Annotated in this window: 13 protein-coding genes and 2 pseudogenes; all 15 read left to right on the plus strand. The window is 30.5% G+C overall.

Annotated features, from left to right (window positions below; genetic code table 11):
* Window position 1: 1 nt before the first annotated feature.
* Window positions 2-1471: a peptidoglycan D,D-transpeptidase FtsI family protein gene (locus tag INR60_RS14340; RefSeq protein WP_194192183.1), complete on the plus strand. Its 1470-nt coding sequence runs from the start codon at window positions 2-4 to the stop codon at window positions 1469-1471.
* Window positions 1472-1787: 316 nt separating this feature from the next.
* The gene (gene uvrC, locus INR60_RS14345; protein ID WP_194192184.1) at window positions 1788-3671 is read left to right on the plus strand and encodes an excinuclease ABC subunit UvrC; all 1884 of its coding nucleotides are present in this window, start codon (window positions 1788-1790) and stop codon (window positions 3669-3671) included.
* 76 nt (window positions 3672-3747) lie between these two features.
* Window positions 3748-4656 (plus strand): UDP-N-acetylmuramate dehydrogenase, encoded by a 909-nt coding sequence (murB, locus tag INR60_RS14350; RefSeq protein WP_194192185.1) that lies wholly within the window; start codon window positions 3748-3750, stop codon window positions 4654-4656.
* Between the two features lie 377 nt (window positions 4657-5033).
* Complete coding sequence (locus INR60_RS14355) at window positions 5034-5354, plus strand: hypothetical protein (RefSeq protein ID WP_194192186.1); 321 nt, start codon at window positions 5034-5036, stop codon at window positions 5352-5354.
* Between the two features lie 28 nt (window positions 5355-5382).
* Window positions 5383-6483, plus strand: coding sequence for a histidinol-phosphate transaminase (gene hisC, locus INR60_RS14360; RefSeq protein WP_194192187.1), 1101 nt, complete (start codon window positions 5383-5385; stop codon window positions 6481-6483).
* A 139-nt stretch (window positions 6484-6622) separates the two neighbouring features.
* On the plus strand, window positions 6623-7501 hold the full coding sequence (gene rapZ / locus INR60_RS14365; protein ID WP_194192188.1) for an RNase adapter RapZ: 879 nt from the start codon (window positions 6623-6625) through the stop codon (window positions 7499-7501).
* Window positions 7498-8865 carry a gluconeogenesis morphogenetic factor MgfK gene (mgfK, locus tag INR60_RS14370; RefSeq protein ID WP_194192189.1) on the plus strand — a complete coding sequence of 456 codons (1368 nt, stop codon included), beginning with the start codon at window positions 7498-7500 and terminating at the stop codon, window positions 8863-8865. Before rapZ ends, mgfK begins: the two co-directional genes overlap by 4 nt.
* 562 nt (window positions 8866-9427) lie before the next feature.
* Complete coding sequence (gene whiA, locus INR60_RS14375; protein WP_194192190.1) at window positions 9428-10378, plus strand: DNA-binding protein WhiA; 951 nt, start codon at window positions 9428-9430, stop codon at window positions 10376-10378.
* 39 nt (window positions 10379-10417) lie between these two features.
* Window positions 10418-12496: pseudogene (locus INR60_RS14380) on the plus strand (DNA polymerase III subunit alpha); the annotation flags it as partial.
* 619 nt (window positions 12497-13115) lie between these two features.
* Window positions 13116-14609: pseudogene (locus INR60_RS14385) on the plus strand (helix-hairpin-helix domain-containing protein); the annotation flags it as partial.
* Between the two features lie 514 nt (window positions 14610-15123).
* The gene (pfkA, locus tag INR60_RS14390) at window positions 15124-16083 is read left to right on the plus strand and encodes a 6-phosphofructokinase (RefSeq protein WP_194192192.1); all 960 of its coding nucleotides are present in this window, start codon (window positions 15124-15126) and stop codon (window positions 16081-16083) included.
* A 50-nt stretch (window positions 16084-16133) separates the two neighbouring features.
* Window positions 16134-17552 (plus strand): pyruvate kinase, encoded by a 1419-nt coding sequence (pyk, locus tag INR60_RS14395; protein ID WP_194192193.1) that lies wholly within the window; start codon window positions 16134-16136, stop codon window positions 17550-17552.
* 179 nt (window positions 17553-17731) lie between these two features.
* The gene (locus INR60_RS14400; protein ID WP_194192194.1) at window positions 17732-19849 is read left to right on the plus strand and encodes a DUF1430 domain-containing protein; all 2118 of its coding nucleotides are present in this window, start codon (window positions 17732-17734) and stop codon (window positions 19847-19849) included.
* 1 nt (window position 19850) lies between these two features.
* The gene (locus INR60_RS14405) at window positions 19851-20486 is read left to right on the plus strand and encodes an ABC transporter ATP-binding protein (protein WP_207729585.1); all 636 of its coding nucleotides are present in this window, start codon (window positions 19851-19853) and stop codon (window positions 20484-20486) included.
* Window positions 20487-21110: 624 nt separating this feature from the next.
* Window positions 21111-21653, plus strand: coding sequence for an NADH peroxidase (locus tag INR60_RS14410; protein WP_194192195.1), 543 nt, complete (start codon window positions 21111-21113; stop codon window positions 21651-21653).
* The last annotated feature ends 33 nt before the right edge of the window (window positions 21654-21686 follow it).

The following is a 21686-nucleotide window of genomic DNA, read 5'->3' on the forward strand; positions in this document are numbered from 1 at the left end:
CATGAACGACATAAAAAAGAATGTAAGGAATGTAATGATAGTCTTCTTATTTTGTTTGATTGCATTGATTTCATATATTGCTTATTTCCAAGCTTTTAAAGCTCCAGAAATAGCAGAGAAACCAGGAAATCAAAGATTGTGGATAGAGAGAAACAAAGTTTTAAGAGGAACTATTTATGATAGAGATGGTAAGCCTTTAACAAAAACATCAAAAGAATCTGCAACTACTCAAAAGAGAGAGTATATCTACGGAGACTTATATGCCCATCCGTTAGGGTATGCAAGCAACAGATTCGGAATTACAGGTCTAGAAGAAGCATACGATAAAGAATTAACTACTTACAACGAAGTGACAACAGGGCTTAAGACATTAATGAAAGATTTTAGTACTGAAGGATTTAAAAAAGCTTTTGATGATAGAGATAAAACTCAGAAAAAGATAGGTAATGGAGTAGTAACTACTCTAAACACTAACCTTCAGCAAGTAGCTTATGATGCACTAGGAGATTCAAGAGGTGCAGTTGTAGCTATAAACCCTAAAAATGGTGAAGTTTTAGCTATGGTTTCTAAACCAAGTTTTAACCCTAACAAATTAGATTCAGAAATGGCAAAAGCTAATAAGGGAAGCGCTGAAAATAGCCCTCTTATAAACAGAGCTATTAACGGACTATATCCACCAGGGTCAGTATTTAAGATAGTAACTACTGCAAGTGCACTTGATAATATACCAGGTGTTCAAAACAAAACTTGGAACGATACAGGAGTTATTAAGTTTAAAGATGGAAAAAATCTTAATAACGATAGTAACGAAGCAAATGGTAACATAAACTTAAATAGAGCTTTCGTAGCTTCAAGTAACTTTGTATATGGTAACTTAGCTATGGATTTAGGAAAAGATTTGAAAAATACAGCTGAAAAGTTTGGCTTTAATCAAAAAGTTCCGTCAGATGGATTTAGTATTACACCTAGTAAATACCCTAAAGACGAACAGGTGCTTGGAGATTTAGCAAGAAGTGGTATAGGTCAAAGTAGTATTTTAGCTACTCCTATGCAAATGGCTTTAGTAGGTTGTGCTGTTGCAAATAACGGTGTTATTATGGAGCCTACTTTAGTAAGCAAAGTAGTTAATGCTAACAAAGAAACAGTTAAAACAATCAAACCAGAAGAATACAAAAAAGTTATGTCAGAGTCTGACGCAAAAATAATAAAAGGTTACATGAGAGACCTTGTACAATCAAGAGAAGATGGAAGTTGGTCATACTTTAATGGATTAGATGTTGCTGGTAAAACAGGAACAGCGGATCATAACAATCCAGACGGTTCACCAGCAAAACCACACTCATGGTTTGTAGGAATGGCTCCAGCAAATGATCCACAAATAGTAGTAGCAGTTATTGCAGAAAATAGTGGATACGGTGCTATAAAAGCAGCATCAGTTGCTGGAAAAGTAATAAATGCAGCATTAAGATAGAATAATAAACGTAACAAATAGATAGATTTAAAAAGGCTGTCGCACTATATAAGAGGTGAGACAGTCTTTTATTTTTAATATAGTAAAAATAAATAATTGTTTTGTAATACAAACTTAATAAATAAATAGTAAAATATTATTGTTAAATATAATGAAAATATTAATTTTATATATTAAATTATAGAAATAAATGGATTATAATTACAAAATTAAACTAATTTTCGTTAAAAAATTTACAAGTCCCATTAAATGCGATAATATAAAAAATGGGATAAATGATTTAGGTAAGAGAAGCTTTTGAAAGGGAGGTTTGCTTATGTTTGACTTTGAATATCAACTAAAAATTTTACCAGATAAACCTGGAGTTTATCTTATGAAAAATTCCTTAGGCGAAATAATATATGTTGGTAAAGCGAAAGTTTTAAAAAATAGAGTTAGACAGTACTTTCAAAATTCAAAAAATCATACTGAAAAAGTAAGGGCCATGGTAAAAAATATTTCAGAGTTTGAATACATAGTTACAGATTCTGAGATGGAAGCACTTATACTTGAGTGTAACCTTATAAAAAAATATAGCCCTAAATACAATATTACCTTTAAGGATGATAAGTTTTATCCTTTTATAAAAATAACTATAAATGAAGATTTTCCTAGAGTTTTTGTTACAAGAAACTTTGCTAAGGATGGAAATAAATATTTTGGTCCCTACACTAACGGGGCTGCCGTTTATGAAACTATAAATTTAATAAGAAAGGTTTTTCCACTTAGAACATGTAAGAGATCTATTACTGTAGGTGGTGAGAAAACTAGAGCTTGTTTAAATTATCATATAAAAAAATGCACTGCACCTTGTGAAGGTTTTACAACAAAAGAAGAGTACGGTGCAATGATAAATGAAATTATAGATATATTAAATGGAAAAGATAAGCATATATTAGGTGAGCTTAAAAAACAAATGGAAGAAGCGTCAATGAACCTTCAATTTGAAAAAGCTGCATCTTTTAGAGATAAAATTTTAGCAATAGAGGCATTAGTTCAAAAGCAAAAGATGTTTAAAATCACGGATACAGATGAAGATTTTATAAACCTTTATAAAGATGAAAAAGATACTTGCATTCAAGTTTTCTTCGAAAGAGATGGAAAGATTGTTGGAAGAGAGCATTTTATGCTTCAAAACACTTTAGAATATTCAGAAGAAGAGATAGTCAGCCAATTTATAGTTAATTTCTATAGTGGTGCATCTAAGATTCCTAAAAATATCTATTGTAATGGAGTAGAAGATAAAGAAGCGTTAGAAGAATTTTTATCTATAAAAAGAGAGGCTAAATCTTTTATAAAGATTCCTCAAAAGGGAAATAAGCAAAAAATGCTTAATATGGTTCGTGAAAACGCTAAGATAACCTTAGAACAATTTAAAGATAAAATCTTAAAAGAAAAAGAAATAAACAGGGTTAGCTTAACAGAACTTGCAGAAGTTTTAGGATTAGACGATTTACCTTATAGAATAGAAGCATATGATATATCAAACATACAAGGGGTAGACTCGGTAGGGAGTATGATTGTATTTGAAGATGGTAAGGCTAAAAATAGTGATTATAGAAGGTTTAAAATTAAGACTGTAAAAGGTGCTAATGATTACGACAGTATGAGAGAGATACTTGAAAGAAGATTTAAGCACGGTCTTAAAGAAATTAAAGAGATACAGGAGCGAAACCTTAAGTTTTCTAATGGGAAGTTTTCAAGCTTTCCAGATTTAATAATGATGGATGGTGGAAAAGGTCAAATAAATATCGCATTAGAAGTATTAAAGGATTTAGATATAGAAATTCCTGTGTGTGGATTAGTAAAAGATGATAAGCACCAAACTAGGGGGATTATTTATAATAACGAAGAAATTATTATAAATAGAAGTTCTAATCTAATGCAAATGATTAGAAGAATACAAGATGAGGTGCATAGATTTGCAATAACATATCATAGATCTCTTAGAGATAAAAGAACATTACATTCTATATTAGATGATATTCCTTTTGTTGGAGCTAAGAGGCGAAAAGAGCTTTTAATGAAGTTTAAAAGTGTTGATAATATAAAGAAAGCTACTCTAGAAGAGCTATTAGACACTCCGAGTATAGATAAAAAATCAGCGGAGAGTATAATTAATTACTTTGGTGACAATAATGAAGATACGGGTGAAGAGTAATTTTAACTATTTTGTACTTGTTTTAATAATATATATAGAATATACTATTTAGTGAAAATTTTTGAAGGAGTTTGTTATGAATTACAAAGAGTTATTTAAGGACATATATTTAGAAAATCAAATAGAGCTTAATTCAAATATGAGTGAACATATATATTTTAAGGTTGGAGGCCCTGTAGACGTGCTAGTTGTTCCTAATGATTTCGAACAAGTAGTAAAAACTATAGAAGTTTGTAAGGAAAATAAGATTCCTTATTACGTTATAGGTAATGGATCAAATCTTTTAGTTAAAGATGGTGGAATGAAAGGTGTTGTTATAAAACTAACAGAACTAAATAAAATTTCATCAGAAGGTGAAGATATTACAGCTGATTGTGGTGTTTTACTTAAAGATGTGTCTAAACTTGCAGTTCAAAATGAACTTACAGGCTTCGAATTTGCTTGCGGAATACCAGGTTCTGTAGGTGGTGCTGTATTTATGAATGCAGGGGCATATAACGGAGAAATCTCAGAAGTTATAAAATGCGCAAAAGTTTTAACTAGAGATGGAGAAATTAAAGATTTAAATAAAGAAGAATTAGAACTTGGATATAGATCTTCAAAAGTTATGAAAGAAGGCGGAATCATTTTAAGAGCTACTTTCACGCTTAAAAAAGGAGAGAAAGAGACAATACAAAATAGAGTTGATGATTTAACTGAAAAAAGGGAATCAAAGCAACCTTTAGAATATCCTTCAGCAGGTAGTACTTTTAAAAGACCTGAAGGATACTTTGCAGGAAAACTTATTCAAGATGCAGGTTTAAAAGGTTACTCTATAGGTGGGGCTTGCGTTTCTAACAAACATTCAGGCTTTGTTATAAATAAAGGTGGAGCTTCAGCTAAGGATATCTTAGATGTTATTCATCACGTTCAAGATGAAGTTATGAAACAATTTGGAGTTAAATTAGATACAGAAGTTAGAATAATAGGTGAAGAAGAAAAGTAAAACTAACTTCTAAAAGGTGTAAGATTTATAAGTCTTACACCTTTTTTAATTAGAAAGTAAAATATTTTAAAAAACAATTTACAATTTATTCCAAAAGATATATAATAGATTTAGAAGCTAATATTTATCTTAAGTTAAGTTTTTTCCTCTAAGTTAAGATATAATATATGAAATTTTAATCGTAGTAGTTAAATTTAGTTTTGATTAAGCAATAGGACATGCAAGTGTTATAGAAATATTTGTTGTAATTAGTGTACTTATAAATTTAACGGTTAGATAAATATTAGTTAAATAGCTAGGCTTTATTAAGTCTAGCTATTTTTAAATTTTTCTTATATGCTATAATATATGTAAATAAAGGGGAGTGGAGGTAGTTTATGATATTTTTAGTTTCAATTGGGGGATTCATTTTATTTACTGTATTAGCTTTTTTAGTAGGGGTATTAAAGAAAATTAATATAGCACCATCAATTACAGAGGTACAGATTAAAAAAGTTAGAAAAAAAGATATATTCACAAGAGATGTGTCAGTGCATCTGTTCTTTTTAGGAGTAGCTTGCCTTATGCCATATCTTTTAGGTTTACTATTAGGTAAGGTGGGAACTTATGTAGGGCTTGCAATTTTAATATTAGGAGCACTTTTGTGGTCATCTTTTACTGGAAGTATAGATAGAAAAATTAAAATAGGCAAATACTAATTTTAGTTAAATAAAGAGGGGCGATTAAATGAAAAAAATTATAAGAAACGAAGTTTCTAGGTTATCACCTTATATAGCAGGGAAACCTATAGAAGAAGTGAAGAGGGAGCTTGGATTAAATAAAGTAGTTAAACTTGCATCTAACGAAAATCCTTATGGACCTTCGAAAAAAGCAATAGAAGCTCTTATAAACACAGTTTCAGATACTAATATTTATCCTGATTCTATATCATATAGTTTCAAAACTGAACTTTCTAAAATGTTAAATATAAAAAACGAGAACATATTTTGTGGGGCAGGATCTGATTCTCTTATAAAAGATATATGTCTAACATTTATAAAAGAAGGCGAAGAATCTATAATGGGTGAGATAACTTTCCCAAGATATAAAAGTAACGTTATATTATCAGGAGGGGAAGCTATAGAAATCCCTATGAAAAATAATGCGTTAGATATAGAGAAAATGGTAGAAGCTATCACTTCAAAAACAAAGATAATTTGGTTTTGCAATCCTAACAATCCAACAGGAACATTATTTACAAAAACTGAATTTATGAAGGTTTTAGATAAAATTCCTGAGGATGTTATTATAGTTATGGATGAAGCTTATATGGAATTTAAAGATACTTTAGATGTTGTAGACTCTTTAGAACTTATGAAAACTAGAAAAAACGTTATAGTTCTTAGGACTTTTTCAAAGGCCTACGGCTTAGCATCTTTAAGGTTTGGATACGGAATAGCAAGTGAAGAGATAGTAGGATATTTAAATAGAGTAATAAATCCTTTTGATTCAAATCTTTTCGCTCAAAATGCAGCACTTGAAGCTTTAAAAGATTCAGATTATTTAAATAAAGTAGTAAGTTTAAATAAAGTAGAGAGAGAATACTTTATGAGAGAATTTAAGAAGATGGGTTTAAAATACCTTCCATCGCACACCAATTTTATAATGGTAAATGTAAATGGAGACGATAAACCTATCTACGAATATCTTTTAAAGAATGGATTTATAGTTAGACCTGGTTTCCTTTTAGGAATGAAAGGCTGGCTTAGAATTAGCTTTGGTAAAGAAGATGATAATAAAGAGTTAATTGATCTATTAGAAGAAGCTATAAATAAAAGAGATAATTAAGTTTAAGGGTGCCTATTATTTAGGTACCCTGTACTTTTTAAAGTGAAATTAACTTTTTTTAATTTAAAATTAACCAACCTAGTTTAATTTGTATATTATGATATAATTATATAAATGTTTATAAGGAGGTAAGGCTATTATGAGATTTGTTATAGTAACAGGATTATCAGGAGCGGGTAAAACAGAAGCAACAAGAAGTTTAGAGGATTTAGGATATTTTTGTGTTGATAACCTACCACCAAAATTAATACCAAAGTTTGCAGAAGCTTGTAATAATGGCAGCGTAGAGAAAGTAGCGATAGTAACAGATATCAGAGGGGGAGTATTCTTTGATGATTTATTCGAAAGCTTACTTTATCTAAAAAATAATGACTTTAAATACGAAATACTATTCTTAGAATCTTCAGACGAAGTTTTAGTTAAGAGATTTAAAGAGGCTAGAAGAAGTCATCCTCTAGCACCTAATTCAAGAGTCTTAACTGGAATCAGCGAAGAAAGAAATAAGTTAAGAGAAGTTAAAGATAGAGCCGATCAAATAATCGACACTTCAAAATATAAGATTAGAGATTTAAGAGAAAAGATAAATGAATTTTATGGAAGCGCTGAAGAACCAGACAAAGAACTTTCTATTACAGTTTTAAGTTTCGGATTTAAATATGGTATTCCAGTAGATTCGGATTTAGTTTTCGATGTTAGATTCATCCCAAACCCATTCTACATTCCAGAACTTAAAGCATTTTCAGGAAGCGATGAACCAGTTAGAAAATATGTTTTAGAGCAAAAAGAAACAGAAGGTTTCTTAGAGAAACTTATGGATATGCTAAGATTCTTAATTCCAAATTATACTCAAGAGGGTAAAAGACAACTTATTGTATCAATAGGATGTACAGGTGGAAGACATAGATCAGTTGCAATAGCAAACGAACTATATGATTTATTATCAAAAGAAGGGTATAAGACAGGAATAGAACATAGAGATATTTCTGAGGATGTAAACAGAGGGGCTAAGAAACTATGAGGCTGTCTGACTGGCTAAAGCCAGGGATAAGAGTTAAGAGATGGTTTTTTGCTGGGCTTTTTGGAGTGCTTTTAATTGCACTTGGATTTACAGAGTTAGTTAATCATAGATTATATGATGCATACTACAAAGTATTTTATATGTGCTTAAATATAACAGGTGTATTCGTTATTTATATATCTGTTAGTGAAGGTGTAAAATCTATTATAGCTTTAATGAATAGAGGATATATAAAAATGTCTCTAGATAGTAGAAAAATAGAAAGTCTTATAAGTGAAAAGAGACTTTTAGTTAAAGGTCCTAAAATCGTAGTTATAGGTGGAGGGACTGGTCTTTCTACTATGCTTAGAGGACTTAAATACTATACTTCAAACATAACAGCTGTAGTTACTGTTGGAGATGATGGGGGAGGTTCTGGTGACTTAAGGGAAGACTTAGGGATGCTTCCTCCAGGAGACATAAGAAACTGTCTTTTAGCTCTAGCAGATACTGAGCCTTTAATGGAAGATTTACTTCAGTACAGATTTCCAGACGGAAGACTTAAAAACCAAAGCTTTGGAAACCTTTTTTTAGCAGCTATGGATGGTGTATCTGAAAACTTTGAAGATGCAGTTCAAAAGATGAGTTCAGTTTTAGCTGTAACAGGAAAAGTATTGCCTGTTACTTTAGATGATATGCAACTTATTGCTGAACTTGAAAATGGGAACATAATAGAAGGTGAATCCCAAATTCCAGAAGAGGCATTTAAGCAAAAATCACCTATAAAGAAATTATCTATTAACCCTAGCGATGCTAAACCTTTAGAAGAGGCACTTCACGCAATTAAAGAAGCTGATGCTATAGTTATGGGGCCTGGAAGCCTTTATACTAGCGTACTGCCAAACCTTCTAATAAAAGGAATAGCAAACGAAGTTAAAAAATCTGATGCCTTTAAGATTTACATTTCAAATGTAATGACTCAAGCTGGAGAAACTGATAACTTTAACGTTTCAGATCACGTAAAAATACTAAGAAAATATTTTGGTCGTGATATAGTTGAATGCGTAATTGCAAACACTGGCGTTATAAGTGAAGATATGAAAGCTAAGTATAAAGAAAAGAATTCAGATGTAGTAAAAATAGATAGAGAAAACCTTAAAGATATAGAAGTAGTAGAAAGAAACATAGCTAGAACTAAAGACGGAACTGTTAAACATGATTCAGACTATTTAGCTCAAGTTCTTGTTGAAACTATTATGGAGAAAAAATTACTTTATGATAGAAAGAAAATCATTGAGTATATGTATTTATCACAGCGTATAAAAGAGCGTGATAAGAGTGAGAAAAAAACTAAAAGAGCCGCAATGAGTAAGGGTGAGAGCTAATTCTAAATTGGTGAGATTTGGTTTTCTTTGAAAATGAGTAGTTTATAATATACTCCGTGAATTATTATATTTCACTAAGGATTTGTAATAGTTACTTCGTTTATTTTTCTAAAACTTAAAATTTGCTAAGGCAAAAGGTTTAAGTTTATTAACGAAAAAACACTACGTAACTAAACAAATTCTAAAGTTTATATACGATATTCACTCCATATTATTATTAAACTACTCATTTTATTTTTGTATGTGGTTCTCACCAATTTAGAATTGATTAGCTTATTAAAGATAAAAATATAGAAGTGAATTTCAAGCACCTCCTAAAACTCTAAATTTGCTAAGGCAAAGAGTTAGAGTTTATTTTAGGGAGGTGCTTTTACGTAACTGCTTAAATTCTAAAGCTTAAATAAGAGCAATTTTTTGCTTGGTGACACACTGATTTTTTGAAAAAAAGGTCGAAAATTGAGCCGAGTGTATCATAAGTTATTTAATCTATGATATAATGAATTGTCGTAGAGATAAAGAATCGAAAAAAAGAATTATATAATAGATAGAAGGAGAACTTAGCATGTCATTTTCAGCAAAGGTTAAGGGAGAGATATGTAGATACGCTGATATTAGTAGGGAAGAGGCTTTAGCTGAGATTTCCGCTATTATGAAAGTTAGTGGAACTATAGCGTTTAGCGGTAAAGGATTAGGCTTTAGGATAACTACAGAGAACCCAGCAAGTGCAAGATTAATTTTTACACTTTTAAAAGAACATTTTAATATTCACTCTAAGCTTATGGTTAAAAAGAGTAATTCGCTTAAGAAAAACAACATTTATATGGTTGTTATAGAAGAGGATATGGGTGTTCGTGGACTTCTTGAAGAGACTGGAATCTTTAAAGAAGTTGATGGAGTTATGAGTTTAGATTACGGTATAGAGGATTCTATGGTTAGTGATGAGATGACTAAAAGAGCCTACGTTAGAGGTGCTTTTTTAGGTGGTGGAAGTATTAGTAACCCAGAAAAAACTTATCACTTAGAGTTTGTAACTCACAGTGAAGAATATGCTATAGATTTAAGTAGACTTATAAATACATATGGTTTAAACTCTAAAGTTATTCAAAGAAAGAATAGCCATATTATTTACTTAAAAGAAGGAGAAAAAATAGTAGATCTTTTAAGTATATTAGGAGCTCATACTTGTCTTTTAGAGCTAGAAAACATTAGAATTAAAAAAGAGATGAGAAATAATGTAAATAGACTTGTTAACTGTGAGACAGCAAACCTTTCAAAAACTGTAAATGCAGCAGTAAGACAAGTTGAAAGCATTAATTTAATAAAATCTAGCATAGGTCTTCAAAGACTTCCAAAGAACCTTCAAGAAATAGCTAATTTAAGATTAGAATTCCCAGAGGAATCTTTAAAAGAACTTGGAGAAATGCTAAATCCACCTGTTGGAAAATCAGGTATAAATCACAGATTAAGAAAAATTGAAAAGATTGCAGAAGAGATAAGGTCAGGTTCATACTAATGGCCTTATAACTTTATTAAAAAGAAAGGATGTGAATGGATGGATAACAAAAAGTTTTGTCACTTACATCTTCATACAGAATATAGTTTGCTTGATGGTTCTGGAAAGATAAAAAAGATAGTTAAAAAAGCTAAGGAACTAGGGATGGATAGCATAGCTATAACTGACCACGGTGTTATGTACGGTTGTGTCGATTTTTATAGGGCCTGCAGGGATGAAGGTATAAAACCTATACTTGGCTCTGAAATATACGTAGCAAGTAAGTCTATGGATATTAAAAGGGTAGATAAAGAAAATAAGACTAACCACTTAGTTCTTTTAGTAAAAAATGAAATAGGTTATCAAAATCTTATGAAGATAGCATCAGATGCATCTATAGAAGGGTTTTATTACAAACCTAGAGTAGACCACGATTATTTAAGAAAGCATAGTGAAGGGTTAATAGCTTTAAGTGCTTGTCTTGGAGGAGAAGTTCAAGGGCATTTACTTAATGATAATTATGATGAAGCTAAGAGAGTGGCCTTAGAATATAAAGATATCTTTAAAGACGGGTTTTATTTAGAACTTCAAAATCACAATATGGAAGAACAAAGAAAGGTTAATGAACTTAACATTAAACTTTCAAAAGAGACTGGAATTCCACTTGTTGCAACAAATGACGTTCACTATATAAATAGAGAAGATTCTAAATCTCACGATATTTTGATGTGTATTCAAACTGGAAAAACTGTAGAAGATCCAAATAGAAGAAGATATCCTTCAGATCAGTTTTATTTAAAATCTCCAGAAGAGATGTATGATATGTTTTCTTACGTTGAAGAAGCTTTAGAAAACACTGTAAAGATTGCAGAGGAATGTAACTTTGATTACGAGTTCCACGTTTCAAAACTTCCTAAATTTCCACTTCCAGAAAACACAGATCCTTTTACTTATTTAAGGGATGTATGTTTTAAGGGGCTTATCGAAAGATATGATGTTTTAGAAAAGTTTAGAAGTGAAGAATATGATTATGAAAAAGTAAATGCTTTTGCTGATGAAAATGAAGAAGCTAAGATTATAATAGATAGGCTTAATTACGAGCTTGGAGTTATAAATCAAATGGGATACGTTGATTACTTCCTTATAGTTTGGGACTTTATAAGATATGCTGTTGTAAATGGTATACCAACAGGCCCAGGAAGGGGTTCAGCTGCAGGGTCTATAGTTGCATATACTTTAGATATAACAAAAATTGACCCGATTAAATATAGCTTACTTTTTGAGAGATTCTTAAATCCTGAAAGGGTAAGTATGCCAGATATCGATTCTGACTTCTGTTATGAAAGAAGGCAGGAAGTTATAGATTATGTTGTTGAAAAGTATGGAGAAAAGAATGTTTCTCAAATTATTACTTTTGGAACTATGGCAGCAAGAGCTTGTATTAGAGACGTAGGAAGGGCTATGAATTATACTTATGCTGAAGTTGATAGGATTGCAAAAATGATCCCAACTATGCTAGGCATAACTATAGAAAAGGCTTTAGATTTAAATCCAGAATTAAAAGCAGCCTATGACTCAGAAGAAAGAGTTAAAAGCTTAATTGATATAAGTAAGGATTTAGAAGGTCTTCCAAGGCATTCATCAACTCACGCAGCTGGTGTAGTAATAGCCTCAAAGCCTTTAGTTGAGTATGTGCCACTTCAGAAAAATGATGAGATGATAGTAACTCAATTTGGAATGACTACTTTAGAAGAATTAGGTCTTTTAAAGATGGACTTCTTAGGACTTAGAACATTAACTGTTATGGCAGATGCAGTTAAGATGATTAAGTATAACAAAGGAATTGATATTGATTTAGATAAAATCGATATGGATGACAAAGAAGTTTATAAGATGATAGGATCAGGGAAAACAGCAGGGGTATTCCAATTAGAATCAGCTGGTATGGTTTCTTTCATGAAGGAATTAAAACCAGATAACTTAGAGGATATAATCGCCGGGATATCACTTTATAGACCGGGACCTATGGCTGAGATTCCAAGATATATAGAAAGAAAAAGAAACCCAGATAAGGTTGAATATTTAACACCTGAACTGGAGGATATCCTAAATGTTACTTATGGAGTAATGGTTTATCAAGGTGCGACTTGTTTCCAAATATAAAAAATTCAGAGATGAATTACAAAATTGGAGGGTGATAACCTAACTGTTTATTTGAAAGCGTAAGCTTCACTAAAACTCCGTTATGCATTTTAAAATGTATAAAGCACGGTAAAGTCCATGAAAAGCAGACCTGAGAAGTGGTTAGCGAATTAATGGGGTGGCTAAAAAACTTCTATGATTACGAACAGGAATTGCTTTAAGCTTCGTAACCATTACGGTGAGGAATTCAACTCATATCCTAACAGTGAGATTATATCTTGGTTATAATTTCATATCTAAAAAATAGATGCAATAGTTTATTGTTGTTAGCGGAGTGTAGGCAAAATCTAAGGAAGTATGTAAAGCTAAAATAAACGGAACAAGTGAACTACATGAGGTTTAAAATTAAACCTAGACAGTAGGAAATGACTGTTTAACATGTAGGGCAGCAGCCCGTAGTAGTTATGAAGTAAGGTAATTCTTATGGAGCGAAGGGGCATAGTCAATTTATTTTGATGGAACGCCGTATGAGGTGAAAGTCTCACGTACGGTGTGAAGCGGGGGAAAAGCGAAACTTAACAGTAATGATGAAGAGGTAGCTTACCTATCGCTATAACAGGTAATGGAAATTGTTAGAAAACTTGCAGGATATTCAATGGGACGTAGTGACCTTGTAAGAAGAGCTATGTCTAAGAAAAAACATAAAGTAATGGAAGAAGAGCGAAAGAACTTTATATACGGTATCGTTGATAAAGATGGAGATGTAGAAGTTCCGGGTTGTGTAAGAAATGGAATTTCAGAAGACGCAGCAAATAAGATATACGATATGATGATGGACTTCGCAAGTTACGCCTTTAATAAGAGTCATGCAGCGGCGTATGGTGTAGTTGGTTACCAAACTGCGTACCTTATGAGGTATTACCCTGTAGAGATGATAGCAGCCATGCTTAACTCTGTAATAGGTACATCAGAAAAGGTAGCACACTACATTAAATTTGCAGAAAGTCAGGGGATACAGGTTGTACCCCCAAACGTTAATAAAAGTTATGCTAGATTTACAGTTGAAGGAGATAAGATTATATTCGGGCTTGCAGCTATAAGAAACGTTGGAGCTAATGCTGTTCTAGGGATAACAAATGCTAGAGATAAAAAAGGTGAATTTACATCTATAATGGATTTTATAAACAAGATAGATTTATCAGCTATAAATAAAAGAGCTGTTGAAAGTTTAATAAAAGCGGGAGCTTTAGATTGTTTTAAAGTTTATAGATCTAAACTGCTTGCGGTTTTTGAAAAACTTATGGATGGAGTAGCAAACGAGAAAAAGAGAAATATAGATGGGCAAATTAGTCTTTTCGCATTAGAAGAGGATAAGACAGATTTACCAGAAGTAGACTATCCAAACATTAAAGAATTTAATAAGAGAAACCTTCTAGCTATGGAAAAAGAAATGACTGGAATGTATCTTTCAGGGCATCCTTTAGATGATTATGTTAAAAGCCTTAAAATGCAGACTACAACAGAGATTAATTCTATATTAGAAGCTCACAAAATTTTAGAGGAAACTTCTGAAAATGGACTTGAAGATGAGGTCTTAGATGATATAGAAATTCATGATAACCAAACTGTAATCTTAGGTGGTATTTTAACAGAAGTAAATCAAAAAGTAACAAGAAATAATACTATTATGGCATTTGCAAAACTTGAAGATTTAAGCGGGGAAATAGAAGTTGTAATATTCCCTAAAACGTTAGATAGGGTTCGTGATTCAGTAGTACAAGACGCCCTAGTTACAATAAAGGGTAGAATAAGCTTAAAAGAAGACGAAGAACCTAAACTTTTATGTGAAAAAGTTGAAGGATTAGAAAAAGTAAATTCAGAAAAAGTATATATAAGAGTTAAAGATACTGTAGAGATGAGTATAGCTAACAAGGATTTAAAATATAATTATGGTGAGTATAAAGGTGATACAGCTATATATTTATTTAATGAAAAAGATAGAAAAAGCTATAGATTATCTAGAGATACTTGGATAAATACAGAAAGTAATATTATCTCTGCACTTAAAGAGAAATATGGAGAAGGAAATGTAAAAATAGTAGAAAAATAAGTGAATTTAAAAAAACTGTAATTATTTACAATAGTAAAATTACAGTTTTTTTGATTAAATTAATATTAATTATAGTAATTTAGACAAGATTTGACTTGATATTTATATCGATACAGTAGATAATTATAATATGATTAAAATCTAATTTTATGCGAATTTTATAAAAAAAAGTCGCATTTTTTAAGAATGTAAAAATTAAATTGCAAATAAATAAGTTTATTTATTAATAAATTATTAAAAATACCTATGTTTATTAAACAAATAATAAATGAAAAATTTTACATAAATTAATTCTATAAAAAGACTGCAATAATATATAATTTTAGTTTTGATAGGGTATAATAAATTTGTATCAAATTTCTGAAAACTTACTTAACTTAAATTAAATATGTTATAAATATAGATTGATAAATTAAAGTAATTTATGTACAATAATATTCGGTCATATAAACATGGGAAGTTTTGAAACCAGTGGGACTTTACAAGCCCCTATGGTTAATAAGGAGGAGTAAAGATGAAAAAAATAGCTGTTTTAACAAGTGGCGGAGACGCACCTGGAATGAACGCTGCCATCAGAGCGGTTGTAAGATCAGCTTTAGCAGCAGGTATTGAAGTTATGGGAGTTCAAAGAGGATATAGCGGACTTATAAATGGTGAGTTATTCCCAATGAATAGAACTTCAGTTTCAGATATAATCCAAAGAGGTGGAACTATCTTAAGAACTGCAAGATGCCCTGAATTCAAACAAGAAGAAGTAAGAAAAAAAGCTGTTAAAATATTAAAAGCTTACGGTGTTGACGCACTAGTTGTTATCGGTGGAGATGGATCATTCATGGGAGCAAAACTTCTATCAAAATTAGGAGTAAAAACTGTAGGTCTTCCAGGAACAATCGACAACGATTTAGCTTACACAGACTATACTATAGGATTTGATACTGCACAAAACACAGTTTTAGATGCAATAAATAAAATTAGAGATACTTCAACTTCACATGAGAGAGTATCAGTTGTAGAAGTAATGGGAAGAAATTGCGGAGATATCGCTCTTTACACAGGATTAGCTGGTGGAGCAGAAGCAATCATTACTCCAGAAAAGGGATTCGACAAAGACGAATTAGCTAGAACAATCTTAGAAGGAAAGCAAAATGGAAAAATGCACAACCTAGTTATGCTTGCAGAAGGTATAGGTGGAGCATTCGAACTTGCTAAAGAATTAGAAGATGTTACAGGAATAGAAACAAGAGCTACTATTTTAGGACACATTCAAAGAGGAGGAAGCCCAAGTGCTTTCGACAGAGTGTTAGCTTCTAGAATGGGTGGAAAAGCTGTTGAAGTATTATTAGAAGGTAAGACTTCAAGAGTTATTGGATCAGTTAACAATCAAATTGTTGATTTAGATATAGATGAAGCTTTAGCTCAAGAAAGAACTATCGATGAAGATATGTATAAATTAGCTGAAGTATTATCAAAATAATAATTTAAACAAGATTTGAATTATTAAAACAAAGAGGGAGTGTTATTACAATGAGAAAGACTAAAATGGTTTGTACTATAGGACCAGCAAGTGAAAACGACGATATTTTAAGACAAATAATTGAAGCAGGAATGAACGCTTCAAGACATAACTTCTCACACGGAGACCATGCAGAGCACGGTGGAAGAATCGAGAAAGTTAAAAGATTAGCAAAAGAATTAAACAAAGAAGTTGCTATCGTTTTAGATACAAAAGGACCAGAAATAAGAACTGGTAAATTCGAACCAAGCAAGGTTGAATTACAAAAAGGTACTGAGTTCACTATCTACGTTCAAGAAGAAGTTGTAGGAGACACTACTAAATGTTCAGTAACTTACGACGGATTAGCTAACGACGTTGTTCCAGGAAACACAATCTTAATAGATGACGGTTTAGTTGGATTAGAAGTTAGAAAAGTTGAAGGAAACAAAGTTATCTGTGAAGTTATGAACACAGGTTTAGTTGGAACTCACAAAGGAGTTAACGTTCCTGGAGTAAGCATCCAATTACCAGCATTAACTGAAAAAGATGCTTCAGACTTAAAATTCGGTTGTGAAATCGGAGTTACTATGATCGCTGCTTCATTCATCAGAAAAGTTGATGACGTAAGAGCTATCAGAAAATTATTAAACGAAAACGGTGGAGAGCACATCTTAATCTGCTCAAAAATCGAAAACCAAGAAGGTGTTGATAACATCGACTCAATCTTAGCTGAATCAGATGCAATCATGGTTGCTAGAGGAGACCTAGGAGTTGAGATTCCAATAGAAAACGTACCTGCAGTACAAAAAATGATCATCGAAAAATGTAACGCTGTTGGTAAGCCAGTAATAACTGCTACTCAAATGTTAGATTCAATGATCAGAAACCCAAGACCAACTAGAGCAGAGGTTTCAGACGTAGCTAACGCTATATTAGATGGAACAGACGCTATAATGTTATCAGGGGAAAGTGCTAACGGAAGCTACCCATTAGAAGCTGTTAGAACTATGGCTAGAATAGCAACAGAAGCTGAAAAGCAATTATCACACGAAGTAGCAGTATCAAAAGCTACTAAACACATCCCTGCTGTTGCTGGAGTAATAAGCAGAGCTACAGTTAACGCTGCTAATGAATTAGAAGCTGCTGCAATAATCACTTCAACTCAAAGCGGAGCTACTGCTAAGAGAATTTCTCAATGCAGACCACACTGCCCAATTTTAGCTATAACACCAGACGAGAAAGTTGCTAAAACTTTAGCATTCTCATGGGGAGTATACCCAATGGTAGCTGATAAATTCGTTTCAACAGATGAAATGATGGATAAATCAGTTGAAATAGCTGAAGCTAGAAACTTCGTTAAGAAAGGTGACACAGTTGTAATAGCTGCTGGAGTACCTGTAGAAAAAGTTGGAACAACTAACTTAATGAAAGTTACAGAAGTAGAATAATCAAAACTTTGATTATATATAAAGATGGATTCTTAGGAATCCATCTTTTTTTTTATTTAATTTTAAAACGATATTCTTTTAATTTACATAATTATAAAAATATGTAATTATAAATAGAGGGGGAAATCTATTTAAATCAAATGATTAGAATACAGTTAAAAATTAAATAGGGGGTAGCTTTGAAAAAGTTAATTAAATTATTAGTCATAATTATTTCAGTATTATCTTTTTTCATATACTTAAAAGAATTTGAAAGTGATGAGATTTTTAATATTAAAAATATAGAGAACAATTTAGAAAATAGTTATGATATTATGATTCCAGCAAATTTAGCTGAGCTAGATAGGGAAAAGCAATACGAAGCATTTGAAAAAATATCTAAAAAAACTAACTCATCAATATTTTTCACAAGGGTAGATAGGGATGATGATAAAGAAAAAATTATAAAGTATACATATTTAAATGATGATAGATATATGGAGAAGATAGATTTAGATAGTGGAGTGAAGCTTAATAAAGACTCTATGAATAAGGATCAAATTTTATCTACTGAAAATTCTAAGTATGAGAATCAACTTGGAATTATTAAAGTACTTTCTGATGATTATATATTACAGATAAAACCTTTAAAAATGATGATTAAAGATGGAATGAGCTTTACGGGGTTTGTAACTATTAGTTTTGAAAATAATAAAGATATAGATAAAAAGATAAAGGATATATGCAATATATTTGACGTGGAAGATTTAAGTTATAGTAAAAGTGAAACAATAGGTAAAAAGGATTCAATAAGCTTTTTTTATCTAGGAGTTTTATATTTTTTAATTATAATAATTTTAATTTATAACATAATAAATTCATATAGGGAATTTGTAATTAAAAAATTATTAGGATATTCTGATTTAGATATTTGGAAAGAAGAATTAAAGAGTATAGTATTAGTTCAAGTTATATCAAATATAGCAACTATTATAGTTTTAAGTAAGATATTTATAAATAGGTTTAATGGTAGTTATATTATATTTTTAAAGAATATGATTTTTATATATTTAATAATGCTAATAATTACTATAATCTTTGTTTCAATACCTTATTTATATTTGAAAAAAATAAAGATTAATTTAGTTATTAAAAATATGAGAAACACTAAGGAAATCCTATATTTTAATACAGTGATTAAAATAGTTTTAATTTTAGGGTTTACTTTTATAATAAGTAACCAATTAGAGAAACTTAATGAAGTTAAAAAAATCTATAATGGTAAATATAACAGCTGGGAAGAAGCTAAGGACTATGTGACATTTAACTTAGATTCATTAGATCCTACTGTTTTTGATTCGGAAGAATTTAAAGAAGGACAAGATAAATTATATAAAAAGCTAAATAAAGAGGGAGCAATTTATGCAGAGTTTTCTATTTTTAATGATTTAAACTCTAGTTTAAATAAAGATAGTAAATACTATTCTAAGGTTTGCTATATAAACCCTAATTATTTAAATAAACATAAAATTTATGATGAATTTAATAATGAGATTGTAGTTTCAGAAAGAAATAAAAATTGGGTGATTTTAATACCTACCCAGTATAAAAAAGATATAAAGGAAATTAAAGAATACTTTAATAACTGGAAGTCCACTTACAGAGATAACAATAAAATAGAAATAATTTGGACTAAACCTAGCCAAGAATACTTTTCGTATAATATGAATGTAAGTACAGAAGGAAATAAAGTTTTAGACCCTGTTATGTTTGTTGGAACAGAGGATGGTTTATTTAAAGGGTGGAATCATTATATTTTTAATGCAGACGGGAACCCCTTAAAAGCAAAGGTAGATAAAGATAAACCGTTGCATAAGCAATTCAAGGATATTATTAAATCTTCAGGGATAGATTCATCTAGTTTAAGAGTAAATTATGCAAATGAAGAAGTGCAGTTTAAAATAAATGAATATAAAAATTACTTTAAGAACTTAGTTTTAGGGTTAATAAGTGGAGTTACAATTATTTTTGTAATAATAATTCAAAGCATAAATAATTACTTCAATCAAAATAAAAAGCTGATTTTTGTTAGAAGTTTTCACGGATACAGCAATTTAGAAAAATTTAAAGAGTATTTTTATTTTATCTTAAAAACTTACGGCTTTATAGCTTTATTTATGTTAATAATTAGGGTTAATTTAAAAGTAGGGTTAACTATTTTAATTACTGGGATTACTTTAGAAATACTAATTGCATTAGTTTTATTGATAATAATAAATAAAAGACATCTTTTAAAGGTATTAAAGGGAGATTGGTAAGATGGGGATAATTAAACTTGAGAAAGTTAACAAAAGGTATGGTGAAAAGGTAGTTTTAAAAGATTTATCTTTAGAAATAGATAAGGGAGAAATGGTTGCTTTAATAGGTAATAGCGGTAAGGGTAAAACTACTATTATGAATATAATAGGTTTATTAGAAAGCTTTGATTCTGGAAAACTTATAATAGATGGAGAAGAAAATATAAGTATAAATTCAAAAAAAGCAAACTTAAACTTAAGAAATAAAATAAGTTATCTTTTTCAAAACTTTGCATTAGTTGAAAATAAAACTGTTTCCTTTAATTTAGAGATAGCTACAAAATACTTAAAAAAATCAAAGAGTGAAAAAAAGGCACTTATAGAAGAAGCGCTTGAAAAAGTTAACTTAAAAGGTCTAGAAGATAAGAAAGTATATCAGCTAAGTGGAGGAGAGCAACAAAGGGTTTCTATAGCAAGAGTCTTACTTAAAGATAGCAAGATAGTACTTGCTGATGAGCCTACTGGTTCTTTAGATACTTTAAATAGAGATATGGTTTTTAAACATCTAAAAGATATGAACTCTAAAGGCAAGACTATAGTTATAGTTACTCACGACTTAGAACTAGCTAAAATGTGTGATAGAATAATAAAGATATAAAGAGCAGATTTTTCTCTGCTCTTTTTAATCTTATAAAAGTTACTTTCTTGTACTAGGAATAAAGTAAACAAAAAATAAACAATAAGCATTTCATCTTGAAAACGATTTAACAAAGGTGTACTATAAGAATGTACTCATAAATCAAAAAAACACAAAACAATATAAAAGGTTAAGAGAATTAGAGAGAGAAAAAGCTTAAGGTATTTGCTGGGTGAATTTATAAATACTTTAAGCTTTTTTCTGTTTATATATATAAATAATTACGGGATTTTGAATATAAAAGAATAAAATTTTATTAAAGTAGCTAGATTTAACAAAATTTTTTATAAATTTGTTGTATAATGAATAGTAATAAATATATATGTGTATAATATATATATGTTTTGAAATTTTTGGCAACTGATTCCGCACCCTAACGGGTGCACTTTTTTTGTCCAAATATCCATAAGTAGTTAACAAAGAGTTTAAAAACTTAATAATATAAATTAACAAAAAGTACTTTACAACTAATAATAATTATTATATAATAAGATTGTATTCAGGAAGAGAACAAAAACTTGAATACATAATAAATGTGTGTGAAAAAGATTTTATATAAATTTTATTTAAGAGGAGACGGTAATTATGAAAAAATTTGTTTGTACAATTTGTGGATATATTTATGAAGGAGAACAAGCACCAGAAAAATGTCCAATCTGTGGAGCAGGTGCTGATAAATTCCAAGAACAAGTAGGAGAAATGGCTTGGGCTGACGAACACAGAATCGGAGTTGCTAAAGACGTAGATCCAAGAATCGTTGAAGGATTACAAGCTAACTTTATGGGAGAATGTACAGAAGTTGGAATGTACCTTGCAATGTCAAGACAAGCTGATAGAGAAGGATTCCCAGAAGTTGCAGAAGCTTATAAAAGAATAGCTTTCGAAGAAGCTGAACATGCTTCAAAATTCGCTGAACTTTTAGGAGAAGTAGTTGATGCTGATACTAAATTAAACTTACAAAAAAGAGTAGACGCTGAATACGGAGCTTGCCAAGGTAAAAAAGAATTAGCTACATTAGCAAAACAATTAAACCTAGATGCTATCCATGACACAGTTCATGAAATGTGTAAAGATGAAGCTAGACACGGAAAAGCATTCAAAGGTTTATTAGAAAGATACTTTGCTTAGGATATAGAAAAACTTATTAATATTCCCTAATAT

Origin of the sequence: Clostridium chrysemydis (assembly GCF_015234215.1) — a bacterium.
In the GTDB taxonomy this organism is placed as follows: Bacteria; Bacillota; Clostridia; order Clostridiales; family Clostridiaceae; genus Clostridium; species Clostridium chrysemydis.

Coding starts and splice junctions, on each gene's coding strand:
- INR60_RS14340 (WP_194192183.1), top strand. CDS start 2: ATGAACGACATAAAAAAGAATGTAAGGAATGTAATGATAGTCTTCTTA.
- uvrC (WP_194192184.1), top strand. CDS start 1,788: ATGTTTGACTTTGAATATCAACTAAAAATTTTACCAGATAAACCTGGA.
- murB (WP_194192185.1), top strand. CDS start 3,748: ATGAATTACAAAGAGTTATTTAAGGACATATATTTAGAAAATCAAATA.
- INR60_RS14355 (WP_194192186.1), top strand. CDS start 5,034: ATGATATTTTTAGTTTCAATTGGGGGATTCATTTTATTTACTGTATTA.
- hisC (WP_194192187.1), top strand. CDS start 5,383: ATGAAAAAAATTATAAGAAACGAAGTTTCTAGGTTATCACCTTATATA.
- rapZ (WP_194192188.1), top strand. CDS start 6,623: ATGAGATTTGTTATAGTAACAGGATTATCAGGAGCGGGTAAAACAGAA.
- mgfK (WP_194192189.1), top strand. CDS start 7,498: ATGAGGCTGTCTGACTGGCTAAAGCCAGGGATAAGAGTTAAGAGATGG.
- whiA (WP_194192190.1), top strand. CDS start 9,428: ATGTCATTTTCAGCAAAGGTTAAGGGAGAGATATGTAGATACGCTGAT.
- pfkA (WP_194192192.1), top strand. CDS start 15,124: ATGAAAAAAATAGCTGTTTTAACAAGTGGCGGAGACGCACCTGGAATG.
- pyk (WP_194192193.1), top strand. CDS start 16,134: ATGAGAAAGACTAAAATGGTTTGTACTATAGGACCAGCAAGTGAAAAC.
- INR60_RS14405 (WP_207729585.1), top strand. CDS start 19,851: ATGGGGATAATTAAACTTGAGAAAGTTAACAAAAGGTATGGTGAAAAG.
- INR60_RS14410 (WP_194192195.1), top strand. CDS start 21,111: ATGAAAAAATTTGTTTGTACAATTTGTGGATATATTTATGAAGGAGAA.